The sequence below is a fragment of the Mesorhizobium kowhaii genome, from assembly GCF_042431665.1.
GTDB classification, from domain to species: domain Bacteria; phylum Pseudomonadota; class Alphaproteobacteria; order Rhizobiales; family Rhizobiaceae; genus Mesorhizobium; species Mesorhizobium kowhaii.
The window spans coordinates 526,369-539,338 of sequence record NZ_JBHLYT010000053.1 but is presented as its reverse complement, the minus strand read 5'-3'; the positions used below and the strand labels follow the sequence as shown (position 1 = coordinate 539,338).

Below are 12,970 nucleotides of genomic sequence, written 5' to 3'. Positions count from 1 at the left end.
AAGACCAAAAAAGACTTTGGCTTCTGGTGCCCTCCATAGATGCTAGGGCTGGCATCGAGCCGAGGAGCAAGACCAATGACCACCGTCCTGAACGCCAAGGGCGTTCCACTCCCCTACAGCGGGTCCTCGGTAAAGTGGTACTCGGCGACGAATTCCGGCCCGGCACTTTATGGCAGCATCTACAACGACTCGCTCTACGGCGACGGCAGCGTCAGCGTCACGATGTATGGCGGCAAGGGCGATGACATTTACTATCTGTATTCCACGAAGAACAAGGCGGTCGAGCTGGCCAACGAGGGTGTCGACACCATCTCGACCTGGATGAGCTACAGGCTCCCGGCGCATTTCGAGAACCTGACGGTCACGGGCGACAAACACTATGCTTTCGGAAACGAGCTAAACAACATCATTACCGGCGGCTCCGGCCAACAAACGCTCGACGGCTTGAAGGGCGACGACGTTCTCAAGGGCGGCTCCGGGGCGGACATTTTCGTCGTGGCCCCCGGCAACGGCAGTGACCTGATCCTGGACTTTAGCGTGGACGATACGGTGCGCGTCGGGAGCTACGGCTTCACCTCCTTCGAGCAGGTGCACGCCAATATGGTCCAGTCGGGAGCGAACGTCCGACTTGATCTATCCGGCACCGAGTTTCTCGTCTTCGCCAACAAGACGATCGACCAGTTCACCGCAAGCCAGTTCGACCTGGCCCTGGACAGGTCGCATCTGCAACTCACCTTCTCGGACGAGTTCAACACGCTGAACCTGTGGAATGGCTCGAGCGGCACCTGGGACTCGAACTTCTGGTGGGGAGGCGCGAACGGTAGCACGCTCACGAGCAACGGTGAGCTTCAATGGTATATCGACACCAGCTACGCCCCGACGAGTTCCGTCCACCCGTTCAGCGTCGAGGACGGTGTTCTCACGATTACCGCCGCCCGAACCCCTGAGGCTATCAAGCCCTACATAAACAATTACCAATACACGTCAGGTTTGCTGACGACCCACGAATCCTTCGCACAGACCTATGGCTATTTCGAAATTCGGGCCGACATGCCCGAAAAACAAGGCGCATGGCCGGCCTTCTGGCTTCTGCCGGAGGACGGCTCCTGGCCACCGGAACTGGACGCCATAGAGATGACCGGTCAGGATCCAAACAAGCTCCTTATGACAAGCCACACGAACGAGACGGGAACTCACACAACAGTGTCCTCGACGCCCTATGTCGCGGATACCGAAGGGTTCCACACATACGGGGTGCTGTGGACGGCAGACGAACTCGTCTGGTATTTCGACAACGTCGAAGTTGCGCATGCCGCAACGCCTACCGACATGCACGAGCCGATGTACATGTTGGTCGATCTCGCGGTTGGTGGCATCGCGGGAGCGCCCGCCGATGGGCTCGCAACGCCGGCGGAAATGCAGATCGACTACATCCATGCCTACTCGTTGCACGATTGGGTTATCTAGAGCAATTCCAGGAAAAGTGTGAAACGGTTTTCCCGGGAAAAGCGCGTAGCGCTTTCCCTTAGGGAATTGCGTCAGAGCAAAGAGATAGAGCGGTTCAGCGTTTCCGTAAAACGCTGAGCCGCTCTAGGCGCGACACCTGATGATGGGTCGGTACGGACATGTTCGTGCTGCGGCTGGTGTCGTCAGCCCGGACCTAAAACACACCACCAATGCCTATGCCCGCACCAATGTCCGGTGGCGGGGCTGCGGGGCGTTGCGGGGCGGCCTGTGAGCGTTTCGCAGTCTTGCGGCCGGAGCTGGTTTGCGAGGGGCCGGCTTCCGACGCAACTTTAGCCGGCTTGGCCTTTACGATGACCGGCTGCTTGCAGATTCTGCCGGAGCGCAGAAAGAGATCGCCGAGCAGTCCGACGGTCGGCTCGGTCGTCGATGCGACCTGTTTGGTATTTTTGTAATAGTCGGTGAGGGCGCGGATGGAGCCCGTGCCCCAATCGCCATCAACCTGCATCCGGTAGCAACCCAGGCGACGAAGTTCCGTCTGGATGCTGCGTGCAAGATCGCCCGCCTTGCCCTTTTCCGCTTCGCCCGCCGATGCGCCGACAATGAGGGTTTCGAGGCCGGAGACGACGCTTTGGCGAGCGTCTTCAACGCTTTCAGTTGGAGACAGATTGGCGACTTGGGTGCCAACCGGCGCCGGTAAATCGGCTGACGGTGCCGGAATCTCGACCGACCGCAAGGTCTGCCCGACGACAAGCACGGCAGTTTGCAGGTCGTTGGAGGCGAGCTCGACCTGCAATCTCTTCTTTGCGATGGGGTCCGCCAGAATTCGCGAAAGGCTCGCGCTCAACTGTGCTGGATCGAGTGCCTGCTGCTCCGTGAAATAGAACTGCTCGCGCAGGTTCGATTGATCCCACGGCACTTGACGGCCAACCGTCAACGCTTCGGTTTCGTTGCGGACGCGGATCATCATGTCCGAGACGCTGAGCCCGGGGATCTCGAGATTCTTCAGCAACGCAACGGTAAACGGGCTGTTTTCGCCGCCGCCATCGGCCGTGACATTGCCGGGCTGAGTGGCAAAGGCAATGAACGTGTTTTCACCGACGTCAACTTGCGCCAGACCATCGCCGGCGCCGGCGCCGGGACCGAGCGGATTGTTGCGGCAGGCATCCAGGAATATGAATGTCTGGCGGTCCCGGCGCGCGAACCTGGCGATCACATCATTCAGCTTGATGGCGCTGGCCGTCAGTTTTTCCAGGCTTTCGGGATCGGGCGTGTCGACCGGGAGCAGGTAGTTTTCGCCATGCAGCTGCACGCCATGACCGGCATAGAAAATCAAAACTGCACTGGCGGTCGGCAGTTCTGCATCGGCGTCTCGAAGCAGTTTGGCGAAACCCTCGGTCGAAAGATCGGTTCCCGTCAGGACTTCGAAATTCAGCCGCTTCAGACTCTCTGAAAGCCTTGTGGCGTCGTTTGCCGCATTGGGGAGATGCTCGAGCCGGGTGCTTTGATAGTTCGAATTGCCGATGACGATCGCCAGCCGGTTGCGCGGCTGCGGCGACGGGTTCTGCTCGACCGCGGCGCGAGCGCCAACCGAGCCAAGAAGCACGAGAAGCAGAAGCAGCGGGATGCGAAACAGGAGTCTGTGGCAATGGGTCATATCAACATGCCCGTTCCGGTCTGCGTCAATCCTGGTCTTGCAACCTTCGAAGCGCACCACGACGCGACACAATCATGCCCGAGCGTATGGACCCCGTGTCGCTGAAGGCCAGCAAAAATTTATACCAAGAATCATGTCAAAGATAGGGAAAAGGGATTTGTATGCTCAGTCACTGGACTGTGGAGGACACGATGCCGATCAAGATCAACCTTGCGCTGCCGGTTTATGGAGCAGCCTACAAAAGCGCCGAACCTTTTGACGTGAACTCGGGTGAGGTCTTTCCCAGTGGCGATATGGCCTATCGTGCCGCGGCTATGGGCCAGGGCGTCGCGGTCGGAGACCTCTTTGTGCTCCACGAGGAGATCACTAGGGGAGAACTGGTCCAGCCGTTCAAGGATATGCAGATCTCTGACGACAGGGAGGCCTATCATTTGTGTGGCAGAAGAGATTGCTGGACCGACCCTCGTATCGCCGCGTTCCATAAGTGGGTTTTGGACGAGGCCACGTGGTCCTGAAGGCCGCACCGGCCGCTCACATGCAGACACGCTTGGCGCCCACCTTCTTGCCTGCGTTCCATGCCCTATCGGGACGCGTGAGCAGTGCTGTGGGCAAACCGTGATGGGTGCATTTTTTCGATCGGTTGCGGCGATGATCGTGGTGTCCGGCGTGACAGGTTGCACCAACATTTCCTACTACGCGCAATCCTTGAAGGGTCATGTGGAGATCATGACGGCGCGCCAGGATGTCGGAGAGCTGATCGAGGATCCTTCGACCCCTGAGGCACTACGCGCTCGAATGGCATCGGCGAGCGCCATACGACAGTTTGCGACAGATGAACTAGCGCTGCCGGACAACAATAGCTACCGCAGCTATGTTGACGTTGGTCGGGACTCGGTGACATGGGCCATCTTCGCCGCGCCGGAATTCTCGCTGACGCCACGAACATGGTGCTTTCCAGTGTTCGGATGCGTTCCCTACCGAGGATACTTCTCCAAAAGGTCTGCGATTGAAACCGCTGTCGAACTTCAAAGACAGGGCCTGGACGTCTATGTGACGGGCATCACTGCATATTCCACGCTTGGCTGGTCAAGTGACCCGCTGCTAAGCACGATGCTCAGCCACGATGAAACGTATCTTGCAGGGCTAGTTTTCCATGAGCTGGCTCACCAGCGCGTCTATGTAAGCGACGATTCCGCATTCAACGAGGCGTTCGCTGTCGCCGTCGAAACAACCGGCGTGAGGAAATGGCTGCGCGCGGCTGGTGATACCGCCGGATTGCGCCGCTACGAAGCCGACCGAAAGCGCAAGACCCAGTTTCTTGCGCTGGTGTCGCACACCCGGGACGAGCTAACGCATGTCTATGACGACCCGGGTACCATGGACCAAAAGCGGGCCGCAAAGACAGCCGCGATCGAACGGCTGCGGATGCGCTACCGAGCGATGCGCGACAGGCGCTGGGGTGGATACCGGGGATATGATGTCTGGTTCGATGCTCCGATTAACAACGCGAAACTCGCCGCGACTTCCGTTTACGGTGATCAGGTGGCGATGTTTCTCCGCTTGTTCGACTTGTGTTCGGGCGACTATCCACGGTTCTTCGCGTCGGTTCGACAGATCGGAGCGTTAGACAAGGCTCACCGCGCCGAAGCGCTCAAGGCGGCAGATACATGTGATTGAGCCGGTCAAAGCTGAAGTCCCTTCGCCGCCTGGATGAACAGCGTTCGCAGCTACGTGCTGCCGCGTTTCGAGATGCGGCTCCAGGATCACGTCGCTGCTCGAGCACTATTGGCGTTGCCGAACAGCAACAGAGGCCAAGGTTCCTCGCATCATGATCTCTGTAAGTCCATTTAAGGATTGCCTGTGGGTCAAGCTGAGATCATACATTAGCTGGAGACCATACATTCCTAAATTCCTAGTTAGCTGAGATCATACATTCCTAATTAGTTGATTTGTGGAGATCGGCACCATGGCTGCGCGCGGAAGCGGCGAAGCTGCGGGCGAGCCCCTTCCGGAAGAGAGCGAACCGGCCGAGGCCTCGCCTGATCTCACTTATTCGATGTCGGCCGGGCTGGTGGCGCGGCTGAAGGCGCTGGACGTTGCGCTCGCGGTTACCTCCTACCAGTCCGGCCTGTTCTATCTCATCGGCCGCAACCCGATGACCGGCGGGCTCAACGTTCACCAGACGCCGATTCTACGGCCGATGGGACTCGCCTACGCCTCCGACGGGACGCTCATGCTTGTGGCAGGCTTCCATCTCGTGCGCTTCGTCAACGCGCTGGAACCACACCAGCGGGCCAATGAGATCTTTGACGCCTGCTATGTACCGCGCACCGTGCACGTTACCGGGGAACTCGACGCGCATGACGTCGGCATCGGCGCGGCCGGCCGGCCCATATTCGTCAACACACGTTTCAACTGCCTCGCGACCGTGTCGGACCGCTACAGCTTCGAGGAAGTGTGGCGGCCGCCCTTCATCTCGGCGCTGGTGGACGAGGACCGCTGCCACCTGAACGGTCTGGCGATGCGCGACGGTGAGGCGGCCTATGCCACGGCTGTCAGCCGCTCCGACACGATCGACGGCTGGCGCGACCGGCGCGCCGACGGCGGCGTTGTGATCGATGTCAGGACCGGCACGGTCGTGTGCGAGGGGCTCTCCATGCCGCATTCGCCGCGTCTCCATCGAGGAGCGCTGTGGCTGCTCAACTCCGGCACAGGCGAGCTCGGCATCGTGGAACTGCCGAAGGACGGCGGCATGGGCCACTTCGAGCCGGTCGCGTTCTGCCCGGGTTTCGGGCGCGGGCTGGCGTTTTGCGGCCGCTACGCTTTCGTCGGTCTTTCCAAGCCGCGCTACAAGCGCTTCGAGGGGCTCGCGCTCGACGCCCGCCTCGCCGCCGCCGATTCGGAGCCGTGGTGCGGCATTCAGGTCATCGACCTGGAAAAGGGAAGCTGCGTCGACTGGTTCCGCATCGATGGCCAAGTGGCCGAGCTCTACGACCTCGCCGTCATTGCCGGCTTCGCCTGCCCGATGGCGGTGAGTCCACGCTCGCCCGAGGCGGCCGGCTTCGTCAGCCATGCGCCCGGCGGCGGGCGGCCACAATTGCCATCGAACGATTCTTTTGCCGAGGCTGTCGTGCCAGCCCCGGCAACCCAATGACCAAGGCTGCCACGCAGCGGGGGCGATCATGAGGCAGGGGACGAAACTGGGAAATACGGACGAGCCGGCGCTCGGTCTGCGCAACCGCATGGTGCTCGGCACCGCGCTCGCGGCGAGTGCCTTCCTCGGCGGCTATACGCGCCGCGCCTATGCGGCATGCCTCGCCAATGAAGGTGGTCCCGCCGGCACCTACACCTGCAGCGGCGACACGACCACGACCCAGACGTTGCCTCCGCTCGGGTCGCCCGTCACCGTACTCAACGTGACAACCGACAACACCTTCAGCATCACCACCGCCGCGGGCAACGCCCTTACCCTCACGGGAACGGGCGGACTCACATTCAGCGACTACGCTTCTGGGGACCCCAATTTCTCCACCATCACTGGCTTTGTTAGCGGTATCGTAGCGCGCAACTACAGTAGCGGTGCGCTGTCGATCACCACTACAGGGACCGTCACAGGAAACAACCTGTCGAGTCCCGGATTTGGCGGAATAGGCATCTACGCCCACAACTACGTCGGAACCACCGACCTGACGATCCGGGCGGCGGACGCAAGCGGTGCGGGAAATGGCATCAACGCCATTAACCAGGGAACGGGAGCGCTATCGATTACCGCCAGCGGGACGGTGGCGAGTACGAGCGACTCCAGCAGCATCGGCGCCGCGAACTTTGGCACTGATCTGTCGATCGTGGCGGCGAATGCGACAGGTCAGATCAATGCCCATAATTACGGAAGCGGCGAATTGTCGATTACCGTGACGGGGACGGTGACGAGTACGAGCACGAACTATCCCAGCATCGCCGCCACGAACTTTGGCACTGATCTATCGATCGTGGCGGCGAATGCGACAGGTCAGATCAATGCCCATAATTACGGAAGCGGCGAACTGTCGATCGCCGTCACGGGGACGGCGGCAGCCTCGACCTTTCCCGCCATTTTCGCTCGCAATCACGCTGGCACAAATCTAACAATCACGGCCGCAGGTACAGTGACTGGAACGTCCGGCATCTACTCCCGCAACGACGGGAGCGGAGCACTATCGATTACCGCTACCGGCGCGGTGACGGGGACGACCAATAGCGGCATTTACGCCCGCAACAATTCTGGCACCGATCTAACGATCAACGCGGCGAACGTGAGCGGTGGGACCACCGGCGTCCTTGCCCGCAATTTCGGGAGCGGTGCACTGTCGATCACCGCCACCGGTGCAGTTACGGGGACGAGTGCCAGCGGCATCTATGCCAACAACTCCGGTGGCACCGATCTGACGATTGAGGCGGTAAATGTGTCCGGCGGGACATCCGGCATACACGCAGAACACTACGGCACAGGCGCACTGTCGATCACCGCAACCGGTACAGTAACGGGAACGGAGGGAGACGGGATTTATGCCCGTACTTTGTCCGATGTTATTTCCAGCACCAATCTGACTATTGATGCGGCCACTGTAAGCGGCGGGACCTATGGTATCTCCGCCGAACACCACGGCACCGGCGCCCTCTCCATTACCGCCACCGGTACCGTGACAGGGGGCACCGGCGCATTGACTGGAGGCATCTACGCCCGAAACTATGGCAGCGATCTCACGATCGTCGCGGCGGGCGTGAGCGGCGGTCTGGGCATCGGCGCCGACCAGGAGGGCACTGGCGTGCTTTCGATTACCGCCGCCAGCACGGTGAGGGGGACGTATGCGAGTGGCATTTTTGCCCTTACGGGGGTCAACTCTACCGGCCTCACGATCAATGTTGCTGATGTGAGCGGCGTCATCGGCATCTTCGCCGAACACCACGGCAGTGGCGCGCTCTCCATCACCGCTAGCGGTCCGGTGACGGGGGAGGGTGACGCTGGGGGGATCTTTGCGCTGGCGTATGACAACGCGACCGGGTTGGCCATTCAAGCGGCAGGCGTAAGCGGTGGGGCCTACGGCATTTTGGCCATACTCCACGGTAATGGCGGCGCGCTCTCGATCACCGCCACGGGTGCAGTCATCGGGACAATCGATGGCGGCATCTTCGCCCAGACATTCGACAACGCCACCGGACTATCAATTGAAGTGGCGGATGTGAGTGGCGGAACCTATGGCATCCGTGCCCTCCACGGAGGCATCGGCGCGCTTAAGATTACCGCCACCGGTACCGTGAAGGGCAATGGCGGCTCGGGCATTTACGCACGCAACGACTCCGCCGCTACTGGTTCGGCTACTACGGTTACGGTGCAAGATAGCGCGACGGTAAGCGGCTCCACGGTCGGCGTCGAGCTTGTGTCCGGCACGGGCCGCGCAGCGGGCGTGGATAATGCCGGTTCAATCGCAGGTGCAACGGGTATTCTCGCGAACACGGCGGGCTCGGTCACGATCACGAACGCCGGTTCAATCACCGGCACTGGCGGCACCGCAATCGATCTCACCGGCGCGGGTGCCAGCACAATCAACCAGCAGGGGGGCACCATCACCGGCAATGTTGTCGGCGGGGCGGGCAACGATAACGTGACCGTCAGCGGCGGCACCATCGATGGCAGCGTAGCCGGCGGTTCCGGCATCGATCACGTCGCGGTCTCCGGAGGCACAATCAAAGGCGGCATAGACGCCGAGTCCGTCACGCTGACTGGCGGTGAAATCAAAGGCAACATCTCTGGCATATCTGGTAACACCCTATTCATCGACGGCACGGTGACAGACCCCGTTTTCCGCAATGGCGTGGTCTTCAGCGGGACCAATGCCGTAGCCATTATCAAGAACACGGATCTCTCTGCCGGCGGAACCAAGACCCAGTTGTTTGAAGGCTTCGACAGTGTCACGGTCGACCCGTCGACGATCAAATTCGGCACGGGCTCGAATTCAATCAACTTGCTGAATTTGGTGGATGGCTCCACGCTCATTATCAATGGCAACGCCGGTCTGAGCGGTACGGCCAACGTGATTGGGTCGACCATCACCATGCTCGATGGCGTTGCCGACGACACCTTCACGCTTGGCGGTCTTGCGCTCAACAATGCTAAGCTACTTCTCGACATCAACCAGCAGACGGTGCAGTCGGATCAACTCATTGCCAGCGCGTTTTCGGCCACCGGCGCCAACATCATCATCGTCAATCTGCTGGGCACGCCGCAATTCGCCCAGGCGACCGATATCCCGCTCATCGTCTCGACCAGCGGGCCGGTTACCGGGACCTTCGACGTCCAAGGCATTCCCGGCACGCCGGGTTCGCTTTTCACCTATGAAATCGTAACTGGCCCGAATGGGGGCTTGTTCCTGCGTGCCACGCCGGCCAATTTCGGTATTGCCGCGGCGCCCACCAGCGCCACCAACGCCGGCGCGGTCACGGTCGCAATCGACGCTCTCTACGGCATAAACCGTGATGCGCTCGATGCTGACCTCAACCTGTCGCCCGCAACCGGGGGTGCAATGGTGCCGGTTTCGTCCAGCTTCGGCGTCTTCGCCTCCGGCCAGTTCGCTCATACCGAGCATGACGGCTACGACATCAGCGGCGGTGGTTTGAATGGCCCCGGCCCGAGCTTCGATGCCAATGATTTTTCGGCCGCCATCAGCCTGGATTTCAATGCCGCCAAACACTTCCAGTTCGACAATGAGTATGGCCTGAACATCGGTATTTTCGCCGGCTATGCCTCGACCGATGTCAACCTCGGCGCGTTCCGGGGATTTGATGCCATCGGCGAAGGCACCAACAAGGCCGGCATGTTCGGCGGCTACGCGCTGTTCCGCAAGAACTACGACTACGCGCTGGTCTCCGCCTCCGGCTTCATCGGCGGAAGCGATGTGACCAACGGCGTGCTCGGCACCACCGGCAGCTATGACACCGAGGGCTATGCGGTGACGGCATCGGTCGGCCACATCTTCAAGCTGGGCGAGCGTACCCGTTTCGATCTGCGTGGCGGCCTGCTTGGCGTTTCGTTCCGCGGCGATCCCTACACCGACAGCGGCGGCAACGAGTTCGGCAAGAGCAAGCTTTCTTTTGGCGCGATCAAGTTCGAGCCCGGCATCTATGGCGATTACACGCTAAGCAACGGCATGGTGCTCAGCCCCTATGCGCGATTCGAATTGCAGCAGCGTTTCGGCTACAAGAACACGACCGAAATCGACACCAGGGAGATCGACTTCGACGATGCGGATTTTTCCGCCGCGCTGTCGACCGGCTTCAACCTGAAAATGTCGGAGTTGACCACCGTCAGCGGCGAAGTCCGCGGCAAGGCGTCGTCCGACAGTTCCACCATCGGCGCCAAGCTCGGAGTGAAGATCGCCTTCTAGCTAAAAGCAATTCCAGGGAAAGTGCGAACGGTTTTCCCTCCGGAATTCTTATGGACGTTCATTCGGTCCTCCGAGAATCGCTAAAGCTTCAGCGACTTCAGCTTCCTCGCTCAGGACCGAATGAACAACCTATTGAAACCTCACATCTAGAGCGGCGGCTTTTCATGTGAATCCATATCTTGCGGCTGTGATGTAGTTTCTGCATTCTCTTGGAGAGAGAAGAGATTGCCGATACCGCCTTTGGCCTGCCGCAGGGCGTCGATGGTTCGGATAGCCTTTGCTCGCAGATGCGCTTTGAGCTTGGAAGATGAGTAACCTTTTCATTGTTACTCTCAGGGGTGACGGTAAATTTTATATTTAGGCCTTATTCGGCGATAAGCCGAATTTGGGTAAAAGCCATGATTTTGCTTGAAATCGGAGATCCACGTTCTGCCGTCATAGATAGCCATGTGCCCGGCAGGATGTCCATCTATTGGCTGTATAACTACAACGTCGCCAGGCATTGGCATGATTGTATTTGTCTCAACAAATCCGGCGTTTGTTAGGTTTCTTCCGTAATCTTTAGCGTAATTAGTTGGTAATAATGTTACTCCACCACTTTCTATTGCCTCTCTTACAGATTTTGCACAGTAGCGAGTGCTAAAGGGCTGAGCATGGCTTTGTGCAAAGGAAATAGCCTTATTTCTATCCCAAGGCATAATAATACTCCCGGGCCTGAACGGTATCAGCTTGCGCAGCAATTTAGCCCAATACCGGCCCTTTGAAAACCGGACACATGCAGGGCGACGTTTCCGCAGTCTTGCGTGTTTTGTGTGCGCCAGCCAACAAAACGTCTGTGCGATCCTCTCCAAACCATGATCGGCAACGAGTTCGGCAAGAGCCAGCTTTCATTTGGCGCGATAAAGTTCGAGCCCGGCATCTATGGCGATTACACGCTAAGCAACGGCATGGTGCTCAGCCCTATGCGTGGGGCGAATTGCAGCAGCGTTTCGGGGGAGATCGCCTTCGACGATGCGGATTTTTCCGCCGCGCTGTCGACCGGCTTCAACCTGAAGGTGTCGGAGTTGACCACCGTCAGCGGCGAAGTCCGCGGCAAGGCGTCGTCCGACAGTTCCACCATCGGCGCCAAGCTCGGGGTGAAGATCGCCTTCTAGCCAGTGCGGCGAATCCGAAATTCCTGTCACCTTGAGTGGCGCACCGCGCGATCAGCGGAGATGCTCGCCAAGCGAGAGCAAGTGTTCTATGCTCTCGATCGGCACCGCATGGTCGTGATGTCGATACGGAAGTCTGTTGTCATAGGCAGGGGGGTTCCATGTTCGAAGTCGTCGGATTCTGGTGGAAAACACGAAGAAGCTGGCTCGCCATAAAGACGCTTGGCTTGATCGTTGCGCTGTCCGTGTTGCTTTTGCCCGGACTGGGAACCGCGAACGCACAGCCGAACTGGACGCTCGATCCGACCGCTTCGGTGCTCACCTATCAGTCGGTCAAGAAGAACACGATCGTCGAGACCAACAAGATCAGGAATATTTCCGGCAGCCTCACTTCGGCGGGTGATGCCAAAGTCACCTTCGACCTCAATTCGGTCGATACGGGGGTCGACCTTCGCAATGTCCGTATGCGGTTCCTCTTCTTCGAGACATTCAAGTTTCCGTCCGCCGAACTGACCGCGAAGGTGGATCCGGCGGCATTTGCCGACCTGGCGACCAAGCGACGCGTGAAGGCGGTTCTTCCATTCCGTCTCAACCTGCATGGGGTCGACAAGGATCTTCAGGCCAACATCGTGGTGACCATGATCAGCGACAACATGGTATCGGTCGCTTCGGAGGCTCCTGTCGCGGTGCACGTGGAAGACTTCGGGCTGCTGCCGAACGTCGACAAACTCCAGCAGGCGGCCAATGTGACCAATATTGTTCCGACGGCTTCGGTGTCGTTCGATTTCGTGTTCACCGCCGATGGCAGCAAGTCGGCTGCTGTCCAAACCGTCGCGGCGAGCGCGACCGATGTCGGACCCGTCGCCACCGATGCTGCGAAGACCAACTTCAGCGACGAGGAGTGCCTCAACCGGTTCGCGGTGCTGTCGCGTACCGGGGCTATCTACTTTCGAACGGCGAGTGCGCGGCTCGATACCCAAAGCCGCCCGCTGCTTGCGGAGGTCGTCGGTGTCGTTGGCAAGTGCCCGGGCCTGAAGGTCGAGGTTTCCGGACACACCGATTCCGATGGGTCGCCTGTCGAGAACAAGCATTTGTCGGAGCGCAGGGCCCAGGCGGTTGCCGACGCCATTGTCGCCGCGGGCATTCCTCGCACGCAGATCACGGCGACCGGCTACGGCGAGGATCGCCCGGTTGCTGCCAACGACACGCCGAAGAACAAGGCGCTCAATCGGCGGATCGAGTTTTCCGCCACCAAGCTCGTCAACTGAGGAAGGGTT

The 12,970-nt window shown here is 59.7% G+C and carries 9 protein-coding genes; 7 read left to right on the top strand and 2 right to left on the bottom strand.

Going from position 1 to position 12,970, the window contains the following annotated elements; translation table 11 throughout:
• The first annotated feature begins 75 nt into the window (after positions 1–75).
• Complete coding sequence (gene eglC, locus ACFFNA_RS29905; protein ID WP_378923458.1) at positions 76–1,467, top strand: endo-1,3-1,4-beta-glycanase EglC; 1,392 nt, start codon at positions 76–78, stop codon at positions 1,465–1,467.
• 193 nt (positions 1,468–1,660) lie between these two features.
• Here the strand turns inward: eglC and ACFFNA_RS29900 are convergent, their stop codons facing one another.
• Positions 1,661–3,121, bottom strand: a complete 1,461-nt coding sequence (locus ACFFNA_RS29900) for a caspase family protein (RefSeq protein ID WP_378923457.1) — start codon at positions 3,119–3,121, stop codon at positions 1,661–1,663.
• A gap of 191 nt (positions 3,122–3,312) precedes the next feature.
• Here ACFFNA_RS29900 and ACFFNA_RS29895 point away from each other — a divergent pair, with 191 nt between their 5' ends.
• The 4 genes from ACFFNA_RS29895 to ACFFNA_RS29880 all read left to right on the top strand — a co-directional run bounded on the left by ACFFNA_RS29895 (position 3,313) and on the right by ACFFNA_RS29880 (position 10,542).
• Positions 3,313–3,636, top strand: coding sequence for a LysR substrate-binding domain-containing protein (locus ACFFNA_RS29895; RefSeq protein WP_378923456.1), 324 nt, complete (start codon positions 3,313–3,315; stop codon positions 3,634–3,636).
• Between the two features lie 103 nt (positions 3,637–3,739).
• The gene (locus ACFFNA_RS29890; protein ID WP_378923455.1) at positions 3,740–4,798 is read left to right on the top strand and encodes an aminopeptidase; all 1,059 of its coding nucleotides are present in this window, start codon (positions 3,740–3,742) and stop codon (positions 4,796–4,798) included.
• A 274-nt stretch (positions 4,799–5,072) separates the two neighbouring features.
• On the top strand, positions 5,073–6,275 hold the full coding sequence (locus tag ACFFNA_RS29885; RefSeq protein WP_378923454.1) for a TIGR03032 family protein: 1,203 nt from the start codon (positions 5,073–5,075) through the stop codon (positions 6,273–6,275).
• Between the two features lie 28 nt (positions 6,276–6,303).
• Complete coding sequence (locus tag ACFFNA_RS29880; RefSeq protein ID WP_378923453.1) at positions 6,304–10,542, top strand: hypothetical protein; 4,239 nt, start codon at positions 6,304–6,306, stop codon at positions 10,540–10,542.
• A gap of 332 nt (positions 10,543–10,874) precedes the next feature.
• On the opposite strand, the gene ACFFNA_RS29875 is transcribed toward ACFFNA_RS29880, so the two are convergent.
• Positions 10,875–11,240, bottom strand: a complete 366-nt coding sequence (locus ACFFNA_RS29875) for a hypothetical protein (protein ID WP_378923452.1) — start codon at positions 11,238–11,240, stop codon at positions 10,875–10,877.
• A 156-nt stretch (positions 11,241–11,396) separates the two neighbouring features.
• Between ACFFNA_RS29875 and ACFFNA_RS29870 the strand changes: the two genes are divergently transcribed.
• Positions 11,397–11,696: a hypothetical protein gene (locus tag ACFFNA_RS29870; protein ID WP_378923451.1), complete on the top strand. Its 300-nt coding sequence runs from the start codon at positions 11,397–11,399 to the stop codon at positions 11,694–11,696.
• A gap of 158 nt (positions 11,697–11,854) precedes the next feature.
• Positions 11,855–12,961 carry an OmpA family protein gene (locus ACFFNA_RS29865; RefSeq protein WP_111547124.1) on the top strand — a complete coding sequence of 369 codons (1,107 nt, stop codon included), beginning with the start codon at positions 11,855–11,857 and terminating at the stop codon, positions 12,959–12,961.
• Positions 12,962–12,970: the final 9 nt, after the last annotated feature.